Below are 18,623 nucleotides of genomic sequence, written 5' to 3' on the forward strand. Positions count from 1 at the left end.
TACGCCTGTTCTGTCGATCTACGCGTCACTCCGGAGGCCGTCTTTTGGCAAGCGACGTCGGTTCCCGCGCGTTTCAGAATGCGAGGCTGCAGAAGAAGCATCGCAAGCAGGCCGATGCGCTGATGCAACAGGCCGTCGCCGCTTATCGCGGCGGCCGTCGCGCCGAGGCGCAGGCGGTCTGCGGCCAGATCCTGGCGCTGCTGCCCGATCATTTCGATGCGTTGCATCTGCTCGGCGTGACGGCGCTCGACGGCGGACAAATGGAGATGGCCGAGCAGGCGCTCATCAAGGCCGTCGAGATCGAGCCGCGGAATGCCGAGGCGCTCTCCAATCTCGGTCTGGCGCTGTTCAACCGCAAGCGCTTCGAGGAGGCGCGCAAATGCCAGGAGCGGGCAATCGCGCTGAAGCCGAATCTGCTCGTGGCGATCACCGGCCTCGGCAACACGCTGATGCGGCTGGGGCGGCCGGAGGAGGCGATCGCCGCGCATGACCGGGCGATCGCGCTCAAGCCGGACTATGCCGACGCCTATTGCAATCGCGGCATGGCGCTGCTTCCGCTCGCCCGCAATGCGGAGGCCAATGCGAGCTTCGATCGCGCATTGTCGCTCAACCCGCGCCACATGGAGGCGATGTTCGGCAAGGGCCTCGCCAGCATCAATCTGCGCCATTCCGACGAGGCGCTCGCGGCGTTCGACGCCGCGCTTGCAATCAAGTCCAATGCCGCGCAGGTGCTGGCACAGCGCGGCCGCCTGCACCAGCAGGCCGGACGGTTCGAGCGGGCCATGGCCGACTTCAAGGCCGCCCTGGCGCTCGATCCATGGCAGGACGTGGCGTTGCTGGGCTTCGCGCAGCTCAGCGCCATCAAGGACAATATCGCGCCGGCGATGGACGCGTGCCGCAAGGTGCTGGAGCTCAATCCGGCCTCCGAGGTCGCCTGGACCTGGCTCGGCGAATGCTTCTGCAAGCAGGGCGATCTCGCAACGGCCTTGCAGCACTTCGAGCGTGCGCTCGAGATCAAGCCGGATTTCGGTGATGCGATCACTGCCAAGATCTTCCTGCTCGACTTCATGCCGGACACCGACTTCGCTCAGCACCAGGCGGCGCGCCGGGAACGGTGGACCAGGATCGGCAGCAAGATCGTGCGCTGGCCGCCGCCGGTCCGCGACCGCGATCCGGAGCGGCGGCTGACCATCGGCTACGTCTCCTCCGATTTCAGGAATCACTCGGCTGCGCTGGTGTTCCTGCCCGTCCTGCGCCACCACGACCATCAGGCGTTCAAGGTCGTCTGCTACTCCTGCTCGCCGCTGCAGGATGGCATGACCGAGCGCTGCCGTTCCGCCGCCGACCTCTGGGTCGACGCCTGGCAGATGTCCGATGAGGAACTGAGCGATCGCATCGAGGCTGATCAGGTCGATATCCTCGTCGACCTCTCCGGCCATTCCGCCGGCAACCGGCTGCCGGTGTTCGCGCGCAAGCCGGCGCCGGTGCAGGTCACCGCGTGGGGCAGCGGCACCGGAACGGGGCTTCCGACCATCGACTACTTCTTCGCCGATCCGGTGACCGTGCCCGAGGCCGCGCGTCCTCTGTTTGCCGAGCAGGTCTACGACCTGCCGGCCGTCATCACCACCGATCCCTTGCCGGGATGGCAGCCGACGCCGCTGCCGATGCTGCGCAACGGCTACGTTACGTTCGGCGTCTTCAACCGCATCGACAAGATCTCCGAGCCCGCGCTCGCGCTGTGGTCGCGGCTGATGGGCGCGCTGCCGGACTCGCGGATCGTCATCAAGAACGGTGCGCTCGATGAGCCCTTGCTGCGCGATGGGCTCGTGGCCCGGTTCGTGGCGCACGGCATCGCCGAGGGGCGCATCACCTGCCTCGGCCTGTCGACGCGCGATCAGCACATCGCGCAGTTCGCCGCGATCGACATGTCGCTCGATCCGTTCCCGCAGAATGGCGGCGTCAGCACCTGGGAGTCGTTGCAGGCCGGCGTGCCCGTCATCGCCAGGCTCGGCCACGGCGCCGCGGCGCGGGCGGCGGCCGCCATCAACACGGCGGTCGGGCTTGCAGAGTTCGTGGCCGAGGACGATGACGGGTACATCGCCATCGCCCTGAAGCATGCGGCGCAGCCCGCGGAGCTGGCGAAGCTGCGGGCGCAACTGCCGGCGATGGTCGCGAACTCCGCCGCCGGCAATGTCGAGACCTACACGCGCAAGGTGGAGGAGGGCTATCGTCTGTTCTGGCGCCGTTATTGTGCCTCCTCCTGATCGTGGCGGCTACAGCCGCGCTGCACCGACGATGCGCCCGTCCGCCGCTTCGAGAATCACCGCGGCATCCTCGCCCTCCGGCATCGGCTCGGTCAGGCGCAGCGCGCTGCCGCTCCAATCACCGAGCGTCCGCACCGAGCGCACCACGTTCAGCTCCTCCAGCGTGCGGCCGCCATTCTCGCCGCGGCGGATCGACGTTTCATGCCGATGATCGAAGCCGACCAGGAGCAGGCGTCCGCGTCCTTCACCGCCGCCGACCTCGACCGTGAGCTTGTCGCCATTGCGTGCGAGCTTGAGCCGCGCCGCCGTCGCGCTCGCCCCTCTGGCGTGATCGATCGCGGGTCCGACCTCGGCCCGGTTGGAGCCGACATGGCTCGTCGTGCCGTCGACGACGATCTCCGGCGTGTAGGAGCCATCGCCGAAGCGGCTGCCATAGCGGGCCTGGCGGTCAGTGGCGGCCGGCAGCGAGAACGGGTCCTTCCAGCCCAGCCGGTCCCAATAGGTGACGTGAAAGGCGAGCGGCAGCACGTCGCGGCGCTGCCGCACCATTTCGTTCAGATAGGCATTTGCAGGCGGGCAGGAGGAGCAGCCCTGCGAGGTGAACAGCTCGATGACGACGGGCCGATCCGTTGCGGCGGCCGATGGCGACCACGGGGCAAGCGATGCGAGCAGCACGGCGAAGGCGGAGGCGTGGCGGAGCGAGGCGAGGCTGAGGGGCATGGGTGTTCTCCCGCGTTGTGACGTGATCTCCTTCGCTGGCGGGAGCCATCGCGTTACCTCCTGCCGCGGCCAACACGCAGGCGTGAAGACGCATCCACCGTTACTTTCGCGACCTGTCGTGACGCGTGAGCAGGGCGCCCGCCACACCTGAAGCGCATCGCGCACGCCATTCAAAAGACAGCGTTTTTCGTCCGTGCCGGATGTAACTTTCTGAATCAAATCGTGTCCTGAAAAGGCTTTCCGCATTCGCCTCGCTTCGAGCGGCATGCTAGGAGAGCTTCGACCGGTGATTTGCAGTTCGTTAACCGTTGCGGCCAATCCGTGACGTCGCAAGCCGGGGGCATTGATGGGGTCGATGACATGAGTTCCAAGGGGGCGGGCCACAAGGCCGAGCTGAGGCAGGCGCTGCGCGTAGGCGTCATCGGAGCCGGCGTGATGGGCAGCAATCATGCCCGCGTGCTCGCCGGACTGCCCGACGTGCATCTGGTCGGCGTGGTCGATCCGCTGCCCGCGCATCGCAGCCGCGTCACCGAGCTCGCGAACTGCCCGACCTTCGAGAGCCTCGACCAGCTCGTCGCCGAGGGCGTCGACGCCGTGACCATTGCGGCGCCGACGCATCTGCATCATGAGCTTGCGCTGGCCTGCATCGCGCGCAAGGTTCACCTGATGGTCGAGAAGCCGATCGCCTCGACGGTGGACGAGGGCAGGGAGATCGTCTCGGCCGCGCATCGCGCCGGCGTCACCCTGATGATCGGCCATGTCGAGCGCTTCAATCCGGCGGTGGCCGCGATCAAGAAGGCGATCGCCGGCGAGGACATCCTGTCGATCGCGATCACCCGCGTCGGCCCGTTCCCGCCGCGCATGTCCAATGTCGGCGTCGTCATTGATCTCGCCGTGCACGACATCGATCTGATCCGATGGTTCACCGAGTCCGATATCATCGAGGTGCAGCCGCAGCTGTCGAGCGCGGTGGCCGAGCGCGAGGACATCGCGCTGCTGCAGTTCCGCACCGCCTCGGGCGTGCTCGCCCACATCAACACCAACTGGCTGACGCCGTTCAAGGCGCGCAACGTCACCGTGGCGACGCGCGGCAAGTACATCATGGGCGATCTGCTGACGCGCCAGGTCACCGAATGCTTCGGCTTCAAGCCGGACGGCAGCTACTCGATGCGTCATCTCCCGGTCGGCCATGACGAGCCGTTGCGCGCCGAGCTGATCGCCTTCCTGCACGCGGTGCGCTCGGGCACTGCGCCCGCCGTCACCGGTGACGAGGGCGTCGCCAGCCTCGCCATCGCCACGCAGTGTCTGGAGACCTCGAGCCATCGCCCGGCCGAGGCCGCCGCCACCAAGCGGCGCGCGGCCGGCTAGCCGCGCCTCCGCTCCATCCATTTCCGTTTCCGAAAAATTGTCAGAGCTCATGAACCAGCACCTGCGTCATCAACCCATTCCGTTCATCGACACCGCCGCGCAGCGCCAGCGGCTCGGCAAGTCGCTCGACGACGCCGTCGCCCGCGTGCTCGCGCATTGCCAGTTTCTCGGCGGCCCCGAAATCATTCAGCTCGAGAAGGAGCTGGCCGAGTTCTGCGGTGCCAAATACGCCGTGAGCTGCTCCAGCGGCACCGACGCGCTGCTGATGGTGCTGATGGCGCAGGGCATCGGCCCGGGTGACGCGGTGCTGTGCCCGTCCTTCACCTTCTGCGCCACCGGCGAGGCCGTGGCGTTGACTGGCGCCACGCCCGTCTTCGTCGACGTGCTGGAGGACACCTTCAACATCGATCCGGCCTCGCTCCGCCGCGGCATCGCCACCGCGAAGCGGCTCGGCCTGAAGCCGAAGGCCGTGATCCCGGTCGATCTGTTCGGCCAGGCCGCCGACCATGATGCAGTGGCCGCCATCGCCGCGGACGAGGGACTGTTCGTGCTCGACGACGCCGCGCAGGGCTTTGGCGCCAGCTACAAGGGCCGCCGCATTGGCACCTTCGGGCTCGCGACGGCGACCAGCTTCTATCCGGCCAAGCCGCTCGGCTGCTTCGGCGACGGCGGCGCCATCCTCACCGATGATGCCGGCCTCTTGGAGCGCCTGCGCAGCGTGCGCGCCCATGGCGGCGGCAGCGACAAATACGACAACGTCCGCCTCGGCCTCACCGCGCGGCTCGATACGATCCAGGCCGCGGTGTTGCTCGAGAAGCTCAAGATCTTCGAGGACGAGATCGCCGCGCGCAATGTCGTAGCTGAACGCTACACGGCGGCGCTGGCCGACGTCGTGAAGGTGCCGCGCCTTGTCGACGGCTGCACCTCGGTCTGGGCCCAGTACACCATCCGCCTGCCCAAGGGCGTCGATCGCGACACCTTCGCCGCCGCGTTGAAGGCGCAGGGCATTCCGACCGCGATCTATTATCCGAAGTCGATGCACCAGCAGACCGCCTACCGCATCTTCCCGAGCGCCGACGGCGGCCTGCCGGTCAGCGAGCAACTCTCCAGCGACGTCATCAGCCTGCCGATGCACGCCTATCTCGACGAGGCGACGCAAGGGCGCATCATCGACGTCGTGCGCGGCGCACTGGCCTGAGGTCTTACGCATCGTCGCGCATCTCCGCTGGCGGCCCGACCGGCCGCAGCGTGTATGAATGATCTGTCCCACCGGCAGCTCCAACAAACACTGTCGTCCCGGCGAACGCCGGGACCCATACCGCGTGATGTCTGGAAGGGGCAGGCGGCCCGTTCCGCGCGCCCCATCGGCTGCACGGCGTATGGATCCCGGATCGGCGCCCGCCGCCGCTTCGCGTCGGCAGGCTTGTCCGGGACGACAGCGGAGTGCGTGGTGCGCCTCCCCGCCAGCGTCGCAAGTGCCGACGTGCGACCGGCATGCTCACTGTCATTGCGAGCGAAGCGAAGCAATCCAGGGCTGCGCGTGCGGTCCTGGATTGCTTCGTCGCTTCGCTCCTCGCAATGACGGTGGTGAGACATGTGTTCACCTTCTCGCGGCGCATCTGGCGTCCGAGCTTTGCTGTTCGTCATGCCCTCCTGAAAAGAGGGCACGGGGAATGCCGGGAGCTGGCCGCCCCCATGGCCCACCTGCGAAAAAAATGCAGGCGGCAGGTACCACAGGTTCAGCCGAGACATCCCGGCATTCCCCGCGCGATGGTTTTGACGGCTGCTTCGCATTCTCCCCGGTGCGCCGGGCTTTCTGGCCACCGTTGCCCGCGCGGCGCGTGAGCGCCGACGCGAACGTGACACCAGCGTCGGGGTGTCAGGACCATGCGACTTGACCGTGCGCATCAATGCCGTTCGTCGGCGCGGCCAAGCCACGCTGCAACATCGACACGCCCACCGCATCCCGCCTCAACGTCCGTGACGACCGCGAAGCGCCCCTCTGATCGAGACGGGACGACGCACTATACGCATGGTTTCTGATAAAAAGAAAGGAGAATATTCTTCCTAGGCGAGTGGACAGGAGGATGTGCTTGGGCCGGCTCGCGAAATGAGTTTTTGGGTGGTGGTCCGAACCGCGCGAATCGGAAGACTAGCGCGTAGAGGGATGAGCCCAGCGTAATCCGCCATCTTGGCGCTATTTTCGACGATCTGGGTGACATTCGTCGATGTGTTCGAACCGAACGCGGCGGATGACGCTGCGCTCATCCGCCCTAGAAGCTGACTTCCGACGCGGCGGACTACGCTTCGCCAACCAACTAATCCGTCCATGGCCGAAACGCCCACGTCGCAAAAGCGCGCTCGTCGACTAGTAAGGATGGGGCGGCGATCTATGCCCGTAATGGGAGATTATCGGACTCTAAAATTCACGGTCGTGCTTAAATTGAGCAATCGCGAATCGGTTGCAGCAGCGCGAGCCTCAACCATGTCGAAGCCCACCACTCCTTGCGTTTTTTGCGGGAAACCCGGGAAACTTACCAAGGGCCATATAACACCAAAGTGGTTTCTGGAGGTCCTTCCCAATCCCGCAGATAAGCACGGGAGCTTCCAAGGTCTCTACCGAACGTTCAAACCGGACCCGGCCCGATCGACCCCCTTTGCTGCAGGGCCAATAAGGCAAGGGCGCGCAGGCAGCAGGAAGCCGCGCAATACTTGCTTCAAGTGCAACGGCGGGTGGATGAGCCGGATTGAAGAGGAGGCAAAGAGCGTTTTGCGCCCACTAATAGAGGGGCACAATCTCGCTCTCGACGCAGAAGCGCAAACTAAATTGGCCCGTCTAATCTGCCTGATAGCAATGCGCGCCGAATTCACGGACGACAAGCCGGCAATTCCGGAGATGGACCGGAATACGCTTCGCGAAACAGGCAACCCGCCACCGGACTGGCGAATATGGATTTGCAAGTTCGCGGGGACCGCTCGCGGCAAATTTTGGTACACTCGCTCGGCAGTGCTCCTGGAACCAAATGCTACTTCGAGCAATCCGCCTACGGTATTGGACACTCAGACTTCGATGTTCGTCTGGGGCCGGTTCTGCACGATAGCGTTGAGCTCCACCGTTCTTACTGACCGCACCGGGTTTGACGGTCAACTGCACCGGATCTGGCCTGTCGTCGAAGCGATAGTCGACACCAAGAAGCTCAAGCGTCTCGACGACCGGAAGGCCGCGTTACTTGCGGACGCCCTGCTACGTAGGTATTCCTAGCGCTGGTCGCCAGCTCAAAGAATCCGTGCCGCCCCTCGCGCGCAAGCAGGGAGAGAGGAGCGCGACCACGGCGCCGCATTTTAGCCGCAAGCGGCGACAAGGGGAGTTCCCCGCTTCAAACTTCCGCCCCGATGCTCTAGAAGCCCCCCATGCTCGGACGTATCTTCACGGTCGGCGGCTATACGCTGCTGTCTCGCCTTACCGGCTTTGCCCGCGACATCATGCTGGCGGCGATTCTCGGCGCCGGGCCGGTCGCCGACGCGTTCTTCATCGCGTTCCGGCTGCCGAACCATTTCCGGGCGATCTTTGCCGAGGGGGCGTTCAACGCGGCGTTCGTGCCGGCCTATGCGCATGTCCATGGCGAGAAGGGGCCGGGCTCGGCGAGCCTGTTTGCCGATCGCATCTTCACGCTGCTGCTGGCGTCGCAGGTGGTGCTGCTGATCCTCGCCTGGGCGTTCATGCCGCAGGCGATGACCATTCTGGCGCCGGGCTTCACCGACGATCCGGCGCAGCGCGAGCTTGCGATCACGCTGACGCGAATCACCTTTCCGTATCTGCTGCTGATCACGCTGGTGACGCTGTATGGGGGCATGCTCAACGTGATGCAGCGTTTTGCCAGCGCCGCGGCGGCGTCGATCTTCCTCAATCTCGCGATGATGGCGACCCTGGCGCTGGCGGCGTTCTTCCCCGGTGTCGGCCATGCCGCCGCCTGGGGCGTGCTGATCTCCGGCTTCCTGCAATATTTCCTGCTCGCCGGCGATCTCGCCCGCCATGGCGGGCTGCCGCGGTTCGCGCCGCTCAAGCTCGACGACGACATCCGCGCGTTCTTCAAGGCGCTGGGACCGGCGACGCTGGGCTCGATGGGCACGCAGGTCGCGATGTTCGCCGACACCATCATCGCGACGTTCCTCCCCGCCGGCGCGATCTCGGCACTGTATTATGCCGACCGCCTCAACCAGTTGCCGATCGGCGTGATCGGCATCGCCATCGGGACGGTGCTGCTGCCGGAGATGTCACGGCGGCTCACGGCGAACGATCACGACGGCGCCATGGAGCAGCAGCGCCGGGCGTTCGAGTTCACGCTGTTGTTCTCGGTGCCGTTCGTCGCCGCCTTCCTCGCCGTCCCCGACGTGATCACCCGCGCGATGTTCGCGCGCGGCGCCTTCACCAAGGGCGACGCCGCCGCGGCCGGGGCGACGCTCGCCGCCTATGCCGTGGGCCTGATCCCGTTCGTGATGATTCGCAGCGCGGTCTCGACCTTCTACGCGCGCAAGGACACCGCGACGCCGGTGAAGGCCTCGCTGACGGGGCTGACCGCCAACGTCGTGCTGAAGGTGCTGCTGATGGGCTCGCTGGCGCAGGTCGGACTCGCGCTGGCGACGGCCGTCGGCGCCTGGATCAATCTGCTGCTGGTGCTCGGCTTCGCCGTGCACAAGGGCTATCTGCACTTCGATCGGCGGCTCACCTCGTCGCTGCTGAAGTTCGCCGGGACCGGCGTGGTGCTCGCGGCGGCGTTGTGGGCAACGGCCCTGGTGGCATCGACCCGGCTCGCGTCGCTCGGCCGCATGCAGGACGAAGCCGTTCTCGGTCTGCTGATCATCGTCGGCGCCGTCATCTACGTGGGCGCCATCCTCGTGCTGTTCGGTCCGCGCTGGCTGAAGGCCCTCGTGCGGCGCTGACGTTTGCGCTGCAGCATGGCGTGCTGGCATGCCTGCCGAGAGTTGACCGCGCGTGTTCGGGGAGCGGCCATATGCCGTTTGCGCGAGGGCGTGATCCGCTGCAATATGCTGGCCAATCGTCGCGACAATGCAGTGGGAAGTGAAACCAGATGGCAGCTCCGATCAAGTTCGGTATGGGACAAAGCGTTCTCCGGAAAGAGGATGACGCGCTGATTCGCGGCAAGGGCCGCTACACCGATGATCTGGCGCCATCCGCTGCCCTGCATGCCCTGGTGCTGCGCTCGCCGCATGCCCATGCCAAATTCACCATCGATGTCACCCAGGCGCGGCTGTTGCCGGGCGTGGCGCTGATCCTGACCGCCGAGGACACCGCCGAGCTCGGCGGGCTGCCGTGCCTGTTCAATCTCGAGACCGATCCGTTCACCGCGCCGCCTTATCCGATCCTCGCCAAGGACGAGGTGCGCCACGTCGGCGATGCCATCGCCTTCGTCGTCGCCGACACGCTCGACCACGCGCGCGATGCGCTGGAGGCGATCAAGGTCGAGTGGACGACGCTGCCGGCGGTGACCGGCGTCGTGAACGCGATCAAGCCGGATGCGCCGCAGGTCTGGGCCGAGCACAAGGGCAACGTGCTGTTCGATGTCGGGATCGGCGACAAGGCGGCGGTCGAGGCGGCGTTCGCGAAGGCGCATGCGGTCGCCGAGATCCGCATCGTCAATCCGCGCGTGGTGGCGAGCTTCATGGAGACCCGCGCCGCGGTCTGCGACTACGACACCAAGCGCGACCATCTGACCCTGACGGCCGGCAGCCAGGGCAGCCACCGCCTGCGCGACATCCTCTGCCAGAACGTGCTGAAGATCCCGACCGAGAAGATGCGGGTGATCTGCCCCGACGTCGGCGGCGGCTTCGGCACAAAACTGTTTCCCTACCGGGAATACGCGCTGGTCGCGGTCGCCGCGCAGCGGCTGCGCAAGTCGGTGCGCTGGGCCGCCGACCGCTCCGAGCATTTCATGGGCGATGCGCAGGGCCGCGACAACGTCACCACGGCGAAGATGGCGCTGGCCGAGGACGGCAAGTTCCTCGCGATGGACGTCGACCTGATGGGCGACATGGGCGCCTATCTGTCGACCTTCGCGCCCTATATCCCGCATGGCGGCGCCGGCATGCTGCCGGGCCTCTACGACATCCAGGCCTTCCACTGCCGCGTGCGCACGATCTTCACCCACACCGTGCCGGTCGACGCCTATCGCGGCGCGGGCCGTCCCGAGGCGGCCTACGTCATCGAGCGTCTGGTCGACGCCTGCGCGCGCAAGCTCGACATGTCCGTCGATGCGATCAGGCGCAAGAACTTCATCCCGCCGCGCGCGCTGCCCTACAAGACCGCGACCGGCAAGGTCTATGATTCCGGCGATTTCAACGCGCACCTCAAGCGCGCCATGGAGATCGCCGAGTGGAAGGAGTTTTCGAAGCGCGCCAAGGCCGCCAAGAAGCACGGTCTCATTCGCGGCATCGGGCTCGCGAGCTATGTCGAGGTCTGCGGCACCATGGGCGAGGAGACCGCCAACGTGCGGCTCGACCCGAACGGTGACGTCACCATCCTGATCGGCACGCAGTCGAGCGGGCAGGGCCACCAGACCGCCTACGCCCAGATCGTCGCCGAGCAGTTCGGCCTGGCGCCGGAGCGCGTGCACATCCATCAGGGCGACACGGCCGAGATCGCGACCGGCCTCGGCACCGGCGGCTCGGCCTCGATCCCCTCCGGCGGCGTCAGCGTGCAGCGCGCCACCCACGAGCTCGGCGACAAGCTCAAGCAGATCGCGGCCGAAGCGCTCGAAGCCGGGCTCGGCGATCTCGAGATCGCCGACGGCGTGATCCGCGTCGCCGGCACCGACCGCGCGATCTCGTTTGCCGACCTCGCCAAGCGTCCCGGCGTCGATCCTGACAAGCTCAAGGGCAGCGCCACCTTCGCCAGCGCCGACGGCACCTATCCGAACGGCACCCACGTGGCCGAGGTCGAGATCGACCCGGCGACCGGCATCATCCGGATCGTCAACTACGTCATCGTCGACGATTTCGGCGTGACGCTGAATCCGCTGCTGCTGGCCGGCCAGGTGCATGGCGGTGCGGTGCAGGGCATCGGCCAGGCGCTGATGGAGCAGGTGGTCTACAGCAACTCCGACGCCCAGCTCGTCACCGGCAGCTTCATGGACTACGCGCTGCCGCGCGCCGCCGACGCGCCGTCCTTTACCTTCGAGACCCACAACGTGCCCTGCAAGACCAATCCGATGGGCGTCAAGGGCGCCGGCGAAGCGGGGGCGATCGGCTCCTGTCCGGCCGTCGTCAATGCGATCGTCGAAGCCCTCTGGCGTGAGTACAAGATCGATCACATCGACATGCCGGCGACCCCGGAGCGCGTCTGGATCGCGATCCGGGAGCAGCATCGCCGTCATAGTCTCTGAGTACTCTCCCTCCGGATCTCCTCCGATATCCGCCTCAATTCCGGAATATTCCGCCGGCTGAGGGGTTGACCAACCGAGCGACCCCGTCCGGGTGGGCTGGACGGGATTGTGACAACAAAGGAGCGAATTGATGAAGCGGACTGTCGTGGCTGTCGCAGCTTTGCTGCTAGGGGCCGGCGCCGTGATGGCACAGCAGGATCTGGTCAAGCATAGCCAGGACACGATGAAGGCCAACGCCAAGAACCTCGGCGGTGTCCTGATCGCGATGGTCAAGGGCGAGAAGCCGTATGACCAGGCCGCCGTCAATGCCGCTCTGGCCCAGCTCGAGGACACCGCCAAGAAGCTGCCGACGATGTATCCGGCGAGCCTGAAGGGCGCCAAGTTCGAGGGCGACTACGGTCCGTCGCCGAAGATCTGGGAAGACCAGGCCGGCTTCAAGGCCAAGATCGACAGCTTCGCGAAGGTCGTCACCGAGGCCAAGGCGAAGATCAAGGATCTCGACAGTCTGAAGGCGACCGCGCCGGGCATCGGCAAGGAATGTGGCGGTTGCCACGAGACCTTCCGTCTCAAGAACAGTTGATCTGACCTGCCATCCACGGGGGCGGACGCGACATTGCGTCCGCCCCCGTTTGTTTGCGCCGTGCGGGCGTCCTGACGTATCACGGCGCCGCCGAGCTCCGGTAATGATCGCCGGGCCGACGATCTCCTCCTGCTGTGACGGAGCCACCATGCTACGCCGCCTCCTGCTTGCTCTCTGCGTGCTCGGCGCCGCCGGCCTGACGGTGTTCTGGTGGTTGACCCAGCCGTCGACGATCACGCTCGCAGCGGCGACGCGCGCTCCGGATCTCGCCAACGGGCAGGAGATGTTCAACATCGGTGGCTGCGCGTCCTGTCACGCCGTGCCGAACCAGCCGGACCGGCTGAAGCTCGGCGGCGGCCTGCCGCTGAGCTCGCCGTTCGGGACGTTCTATGCGCCCAACATCTCGCCCGATCCCACTGACGGTATCGGGCGCTGGAGCGAGGCCGAGTTCGTCAATGCAGTGGTGAGGGGCGTGTCGCCGGGCGGCAGCCACTACTACCCGGCGTTTCCCTATCCCTCCTACGCGGCTGCGAAGATCGACGACGTCCGCGATCTCTTCGCCTACATGAAGACGCTGCCGCCGGTTGCGGGCGCCTCGCGCGCGCACGACATGCCATTTCCGTTCAACATCCGTCGCACCGTCGGGGTCTGGAAGCTGCTGTTCTTCGACGGCAAGCCCTTTGCCGCCAACGCCTCGCGCCCGCCGGAGTGGAATCGCGGCGCCTATCTGGTCAGCACCTTCGGCCATTGCGCCGAGTGCCACAGCCCGCGCAATGCGCTCGGCGGCATCGTCTCGGCGCAGCGGCTGGCGGGTGGGCCAGAGCCGGAAGGTCAGGGCTTCGTGCCGAACATCACCCAGAAGGGCCTGTCCGACTGGAGCGAGAGCGACATCAGCTATTTCCTCGAGACCGGACAACTGCCCGACGGCGACAACGTCGGCGGCTCGATGGCGCGGGTGATCCGCAACACCTCGCAGCTCTCGCCCGAGGATCGCAAGGCGATGGCGGTCTATCTGAAATCGCTGCCGCCGGTGGAAGGCCCGCCGAAGCCGAAGAAGCCGGCAAGCTGATCAGTTCGGCGGGCGCGCGCGCTCAGGTCAGATCGGCTTGAAGCTGCCGTCGCTCTGGATCACCGTCAGCGACACCGGCGGTGGATTCTCCTTGCGCGCGTTGCCGAAGCTGACCACCAGCCCGCCGATGTCGAACTGGCCGACCTCGTTGATGATGCGGAGCAGCTCGGCGCGGGTCGGGTTCGGCCCGGTCATCGCCAGGGCGCGCGCCACCAGTCGGCCGGTGATGTAGCCCTCGAGGCCGATGAAGTCCGGCGTCTGGCTCGGATCGAGCGTCTTCATCGCGGCCTGATAGTCGGCGACGATGCGGAGGTCGGTGTCCCACGGAAACGGCACCACCTCGGAGACGACGACGCCGCGGCCTTCCGGGCCGAGCTCCTTGGCGAGCGCGTTGCCGCCGACGAAGGAGACCGCCGTAAAGGTCGGATTGAAGCCGCTGCGATGCGCCATCTTGATGAACTCGGCGCACGGGCCGTAGGTGCCGACCAGGATCACCGCTTCAGGCTCCGCGCGCCGGATGACCTTGAGCGCCGCGCCGACAGCGCGCGTGTTGCGCTCGAACGTGCCTTCGGCCGCGAGCTCGAGGCCGCGGCGATCGAGATGCGTCTTCACGCCGGCCAGTACGTCGCGGCCGAACGCGTCATCCTGATAGAAGATCGCGATGCGGGTCAGGTGAAGCTCTTCGGTGAGATATTTGATCGAGGCTTCCGCCTCCGCCGCGTAGCTCGCGCGGATGTTGACGATGTTCTGGAATTCAGGCGTCCGCAGGAATTCGGCGCCGGAGATCGGCCCGATGAAGGGGACGTCGTTGGAGGCCGCGATCGGCGCAGTGGCCATCGCGGTCGGCGTGCCGACGGCGCCGATCAGCGCGAACACCTTGTCCTCGTAGATCAGCTTGATGGTCTCGACGACCGAGCGATCGGGGTCGTAGCCGTCGTTGCGGCTCAACAACTTGAGCCTGCGTCCGTAGACGCCGCCCTTGGCGTTGAGCTCGTTGAAGGCCGCCAGCAGTCCCTGGCGCGCCGCTTGGCCCAGCGCGGCCGACGGGCCTTCCAGCGCCGCCACCTGGCCGAACATGATGGTGTCGTTGGTGACGCCGAGCTCGTCGGCGCGCGCAGACCCCAGCGGGAGCACGCCGGCGATCAAGATGAGAATGAAGGAGATCCGAAGGCTTGAAAACCAGTTCATTGCGATCTTCGATGCACGGGGTACACTTGATGACAACTCAGTCTAGGCGTGTTGAATGAAGACCTCGCTAAAGACGTAGCCCGCGCTTGATCGCGTTTTGGGCGGCCCTCAACAGTCAGCCGTTAACCAAGCCCCGGTTTCTGGTACGCCACAACGGATCATCTTTGACCGTCCTTAACTTACCGCGGCCAGCATCGGCCGCATCGTGGTGAGGGGCAGCCGTTTGGCGGGGGCCATATTGCAGGTTGAAGAGTACAGCGCACCGACGCTGCAGGAAAAGGATGATGCTCGCAGCGGTAGCGGGCGCGAGAGGCTGCGCGCGTCGTTATCGCGATACCGCCTTTATCGCCCTGCGATCATCGCGGCATGCGTCGGCGTCGTGCTGTCGGTCGTCGGGACGGTTGCCGTGGGACGCTGGGAGAACCGGCTGGCGCGCACCGATTTCGAAGGCTTGGCCGAAGCCCAGGCGATCCTGGTCCAGAACGGCGTCAACGAATATGTCAGCCGGCTGACCGCGCTGCGCACCCGCTTCGAATCCGCCAACGACGACATTACGCGCAGCGAGTACCAGACCTTCAGCGCGCGCCTGTTCGAGTCGCATCGCGGCATGCTGCGGCTGGCGTGGCTGCCGCGGATCAAGCGCAAGGAGCGCGGCGAATACGAGGCGGCGGCGATCACCGACGGCGTTCCCGCGTTTCGCATCAAGTCCTATCCCGACGGCACCGTCGCGCCGGAGAGCGACGAATACTATCCGGTCTATTTCTCCACCGAGGCGAAGACCTCGCCGGTCTACGGTCTCGACTATTGGAGCATTCCCGACCATCGCGCCGTGCTGGAGCAGTCGCGCGACTACGACGTGATCGGCGCGTTGCGCACGCGTCAGAACCTGATCAATCAGAACGAGCGCAATAACGCCGTGATGATCGGCATCCCCGTCTACGCCAAGGGGACGTCGCGCACGACTGTCGCCGACCGCCGGCGCAATCTCTCTGGCTTCATCATCGGCGTGTTCGACCTGCCGACGCTGTTGCAGTCGGTGCGCGCGAACAATCCCAACAGCCCGGCGCTCGCGATCAACCTGCTGCCGCCCGAGCGCGTGATCAATGCCTCCGGCGTGGACCCGCAGCGCTGGCCCGCGGCCCCCAGCATCTGGTCGACGACCTTGCGCATCGGCGATGCCGACTGGGTGTTCCAGGCGGCGCCCGCCGGTGGCAGCCTGATGGCGAGCCACAATCGCGCGCTGGCGCTGTATGCGGCCGGCATGGCGACGACGATCTTCCTTGCCGTGTATCTCGCGCTGTCGAGCCGCAACGCCCTGCAGCTCGCGCTCGCCAATCGCCGCGTGCTCGAGCTGGCGCAGACCGACGCGCTGACCGGCCTTGCGAACCGCGCCTTCTTCCTCGAGGAAATGGAGCGCATCAACGACGAGAAGAGCGGCCGCTTCACCGTCTTCCTGCTCGACCTCGACCGCTTCAAGAACGTCAACGATTCGCTCGGCCATGGCGCCGGCGACGAGCTGCTGGTGCAGGTGGCACAGCGGCTGAGATCGCAGTTGCGCGACGAGGACGTGCTGGCCCGGCTCGGCGGCGACGAGTTCGCCCTGATCCAGGCCGGCGCCTCCGACCAGCGCGCCGCCGCGATCGAGCTCGCGCAGCGCATCACCCGGCTGATCGCGGAGCCGTACCAGCTCGGCGGACAGCGCGTCGAGATCGGCACCAGCATCGGCATCTCGCTCGCGCCCCAGCACGGCCGCGACCAGGAGCACCTGCTTAAGAAGGCCGACCTCGCGCTCTACCGCTCGAAATCCGCCGGCCGCAGCTGCTACACGCTCTATGACGATGCGATGTCGGCCGAGCTCGAGGCGCGCAACACGCTCGAGGGCGATCTGCGCGACGCCATCGCGCAGTGCCAGTTCGAGGTGCACTATCAGCCGTTCTACGACGCCGAGACGCGCGAGCGGTGCGGCGTCGAGGCGCTGGTGCGCTGGCGCCATCCGGTCAAGGGGCTGGTGCCGCCGGACAAGTTCATCCCGCTTGCGGAGTCGACCGGCCTGATCGTGCCGCTCGGCGAATGGATCATCGGGCGCGCCTGCGACGACGCCACCGCATGGCCCGACGACGTCAAGATCGCCGTCAATCTGTCGCCGGTCCAGTTCAAGCAGGCCGAGCTGTTCGACGTGATCCAGTCGGCGCTCGCGCGGTCGGGCCTCGATCCGAAGCGTCTCGAGATCGAGATCACGGAGTCGGTGCTGCTGGAGCGCGCGGCCGAGAACGAGAGCTTCATCGATCGGCTGAAGGGCCTCGGCATCTCTCTGGCGCTCGACGATTTCGGCACCGGCTATTCGTCGCTGCGTTCGTTGACGGCGTTCCCGTTCAACAAGATCAAGATCGACAAGTCCTTCGTCGCCAATCTGAGCGTGCGCGACGAAAGTGCCGCCGTGATCTCATCGGTCGTGACGCTGGCGCGGGGGCTCGGCATCCAGATCACCGCCGAAGGCGTCGAGACCGAAGAGCAGCTGGTGCAACTGCGCTCGCTCGGCGTCAACTTCGCGCAAGGTTATCTGCTGGGCCGGCCGATGCCGGTTGAGCAGCTCGAGCAGCATCTGGAGATCGCCCGCGCTGCATCCGAGGCCGACGAGCCGCAGCCGGCCGAAGACGCATCCGAGGACGACGCATCCGAGGACGACGATCCGCGCTCGGCGGCCGTCGTCGCGCTCATTCCCCGGTCCGGGGCGCTGCTATCCCTCGCATCCAACGGCTGAGCGGCGAGGCGGCTTCGGCATCTGCGTCGACCGGCAGGCGTGCCAGGCCCAGCATGGCGGCCTCGCGCGCGGCGCTCGGCGTGATGCCGTAGGCGGTCTTGAACAGCCGCGTGAAATGGGCATCGGTGCCGAGCTGCCAGCGCCGCGCCACCTCGCTGATGCGCTGTGTCCGCGACCCGGTCCCGGCGAGATCGAAGAACGCGCGATGCAGGCGGCGGCTGCGGATGTAGTCGGCGATGCCGCCGATCGGCGCGAACAGGCGATAGAGCGACGCGCGCGACATCCCGAAATGCAGCGCCACCGCGTCGGCGCTGAGCTCGGGGCTCGACAGCTGCGCCTCGATGTATTGGCGGATGCGGAGCAGCGAAGCATCCGGCGTCACGCTGCGGTCGGCATCGCGGCGTTCGAGCTCGCCGCGCAGGCAGGCCGAGATCAGCGCGATCGTGCCCTCGACCGCGGCCTGGCACTCGTCGAAACTCATGCGCGGCGCACAGTCGAGCAGTGCGCCGAAATGCCGCGCCAGCAGCGGCGCCAGCGCGCCGCTGCGCGGCAGCACCAGGCCGTGCAGGTCGTCGACCTGCAGCAGGCGCGCATCGAACATCGGACGGGGAACGACCAAGGTAATGTTCTCGAACGGCGTCGCGCGCGTTTCGAGTGTCTGGGCGAGATCGAGCACGCAGAGGTCGCCGGCCTCGACCCGGATCGGCGCGGCCGCCGCGACCCCCTCATAGCTGCCGCTCACGTAGAGCTGCAGGATGATGTGGTCGACGCCGCTGCGGGCAATGGTCTCGGCCGATCGGCGGAACCGCTGGCCGCTCGCCCGGGCCGATCCGAGCAGCACGGAGCCCAGCGCGTAGGACAGCACGTCCGCCCTGAACGGAGCGGCCTCGCCGGCCGCGAGTTCGTCGACCTCGAAGAACGTCGAAGTGGCCTCGCGCCACGCCGCGATGTTCGCCTCGGTGTCCATCTGCTCGGCGCAAAAGCCGTAGCTCGGCAGCAGGGACGAAACGGCTTTGATCTCACTCTTCACACGGCGCCGCAGTCATTCTTGAGTTTTCGTCTCAACCTCTTGATCGACCGTATCGGATCGGTTGCTCGCCTTGACCGGGTGCTCCGCGCACCCGCTATAGAACGCCTATCGCCAAGTTGCCGAAAGGGAAAGCCGGGCCGTTCGACGGTCCCCCATTGCCCCTCACGATCGAAAGGTCCGGCTTTCCGGCCCACTGGCGCGAATTGGCGGACAACGGTCTCCGGCCGCCACCGTCTTTCATGA

Annotated in this window: 12 protein-coding genes; 9 read left to right on the forward strand and 3 right to left on the reverse strand. The window is 66.5% G+C overall.

Annotation, left to right across the window (positions count from 1 at the left end; translation table 11 throughout):
* Positions 1 to 44 precede the first annotated feature (44 nt).
* Positions 45 to 2,264, forward strand: a complete 2,220-nt coding sequence (locus ACQR1X_RS22245) for a tetratricopeptide repeat protein (RefSeq protein WP_434899563.1) — start codon at positions 45 to 47, stop codon at positions 2,262 to 2,264.
* A gap of 9 nt (positions 2,265 to 2,273) precedes the next feature.
* Here ACQR1X_RS22245 and ACQR1X_RS22250 read toward each other — a convergent pair whose 3' ends face one another.
* On the reverse strand, positions 2,274 to 2,984 hold the full coding sequence (locus ACQR1X_RS22250) for a DUF1223 domain-containing protein (RefSeq protein ID WP_434847264.1): 711 nt from the start codon (positions 2,982 to 2,984) through the stop codon (positions 2,274 to 2,276).
* A 360-nt stretch (positions 2,985 to 3,344) separates the two neighbouring features.
* Between ACQR1X_RS22250 and ACQR1X_RS22255 the strand changes: the two genes are divergently transcribed.
* The 7 genes from ACQR1X_RS22255 to ACQR1X_RS22285 all read left to right on the forward strand — a co-directional run bounded on the left by ACQR1X_RS22255 (position 3,345) and on the right by ACQR1X_RS22285 (position 13,401).
* Positions 3,345 to 4,352, forward strand: a complete 1,008-nt coding sequence (locus tag ACQR1X_RS22255) for a Gfo/Idh/MocA family protein (protein ID WP_316218709.1) — start codon at positions 3,345 to 3,347, stop codon at positions 4,350 to 4,352.
* Between the two features lie 49 nt (positions 4,353 to 4,401).
* Complete coding sequence (locus tag ACQR1X_RS22260) at positions 4,402 to 5,550, forward strand: DegT/DnrJ/EryC1/StrS family aminotransferase (protein WP_434899564.1); 1,149 nt, start codon at positions 4,402 to 4,404, stop codon at positions 5,548 to 5,550.
* 1,539 nt (positions 5,551 to 7,089) lie between these two features.
* Entirely contained in the window at positions 7,090 to 7,614 is a 525-nt protein-coding gene (locus ACQR1X_RS22265) for a hypothetical protein (protein ID WP_434881004.1), read from the forward strand.
* A 149-nt stretch (positions 7,615 to 7,763) separates the two neighbouring features.
* Positions 7,764 to 9,293, forward strand: a complete 1,530-nt coding sequence (gene murJ, locus ACQR1X_RS22270) for a murein biosynthesis integral membrane protein MurJ (protein WP_316182944.1) — start codon at positions 7,764 to 7,766, stop codon at positions 9,291 to 9,293.
* A 149-nt stretch (positions 9,294 to 9,442) separates the two neighbouring features.
* A complete protein-coding gene (locus ACQR1X_RS22275) occupies positions 9,443 to 11,752 on the forward strand; it encodes a xanthine dehydrogenase family protein molybdopterin-binding subunit (RefSeq protein WP_316182945.1) in 2,310 nt (769 codons plus the stop codon).
* Positions 11,753 to 11,882: 130 nt separating this feature from the next.
* Entirely contained in the window at positions 11,883 to 12,332 is a 450-nt protein-coding gene (locus tag ACQR1X_RS22280) for a c-type cytochrome (RefSeq protein WP_315805319.1), read from the forward strand.
* A gap of 148 nt (positions 12,333 to 12,480) precedes the next feature.
* On the forward strand, positions 12,481 to 13,401 hold the full coding sequence (locus tag ACQR1X_RS22285) for a c-type cytochrome (RefSeq protein ID WP_434899565.1): 921 nt from the start codon (positions 12,481 to 12,483) through the stop codon (positions 13,399 to 13,401).
* Between the two features lie 27 nt (positions 13,402 to 13,428).
* On the opposite strand, the gene ACQR1X_RS22290 is transcribed toward ACQR1X_RS22285, so the two are convergent.
* Complete coding sequence (locus ACQR1X_RS22290; protein WP_315805321.1) at positions 13,429 to 14,589, reverse strand: ABC transporter substrate-binding protein; 1,161 nt, start codon at positions 14,587 to 14,589, stop codon at positions 13,429 to 13,431.
* 238 nt (positions 14,590 to 14,827) lie between these two features.
* Between ACQR1X_RS22290 and ACQR1X_RS22295 the strand changes: the two genes are divergently transcribed.
* A complete protein-coding gene (locus ACQR1X_RS22295; RefSeq protein ID WP_434899566.1) occupies positions 14,828 to 17,350 on the forward strand; it encodes a bifunctional diguanylate cyclase/phosphodiesterase in 2,523 nt (840 codons plus the stop codon).
* Here the strand turns inward: ACQR1X_RS22295 and ACQR1X_RS22300 are convergent.
* Positions 17,304 to 18,368, reverse strand: coding sequence for a helix-turn-helix domain-containing protein (locus ACQR1X_RS22300; protein WP_316182993.1), 1,065 nt, complete (start codon positions 18,366 to 18,368; stop codon positions 17,304 to 17,306). The two genes, ACQR1X_RS22295 and ACQR1X_RS22300, sit on opposite strands and share 47 nt — an antisense overlap.
* Between the last annotated feature and the right edge of the window lie 255 nt (positions 18,369 to 18,623).

Origin of the sequence: Bradyrhizobium sp. HKCCYLRH3073 (assembly GCF_051167995.1) — a bacterium.
GTDB lineage: Bacteria > Pseudomonadota > Alphaproteobacteria > Rhizobiales > Xanthobacteraceae > Bradyrhizobium.

Coding starts and splice junctions, on each gene's coding strand:
- ACQR1X_RS22290 (WP_315805321.1), bottom strand. CDS start 14,589: ATGAACTGGTTTTCAAGCCTTCGGATCTCCTTCATTCTCATCTTGATC.
- ACQR1X_RS22285 (WP_434899565.1), top strand. CDS start 12,481: ATGCTACGCCGCCTCCTGCTTGCTCTCTGCGTGCTCGGCGCCGCCGGC.
- murJ (WP_316182944.1), top strand. CDS start 7,764: ATGCTCGGACGTATCTTCACGGTCGGCGGCTATACGCTGCTGTCTCGC.
- ACQR1X_RS22275 (WP_316182945.1), top strand. CDS start 9,443: ATGGCAGCTCCGATCAAGTTCGGTATGGGACAAAGCGTTCTCCGGAAA.
- ACQR1X_RS22280 (WP_315805319.1), top strand. CDS start 11,883: ATGAAGCGGACTGTCGTGGCTGTCGCAGCTTTGCTGCTAGGGGCCGGC.
- ACQR1X_RS22260 (WP_434899564.1), top strand. CDS start 4,402: ATGAACCAGCACCTGCGTCATCAACCCATTCCGTTCATCGACACCGCC.
- ACQR1X_RS22265 (WP_434881004.1), top strand. CDS start 7,090: ATGAGCCGGATTGAAGAGGAGGCAAAGAGCGTTTTGCGCCCACTAATA.
- ACQR1X_RS22255 (WP_316218709.1), top strand. CDS start 3,345: ATGAGTTCCAAGGGGGCGGGCCACAAGGCCGAGCTGAGGCAGGCGCTG.
- ACQR1X_RS22250 (WP_434847264.1), bottom strand. CDS start 2,984: ATGCCCCTCAGCCTCGCCTCGCTCCGCCACGCCTCCGCCTTCGCCGTG.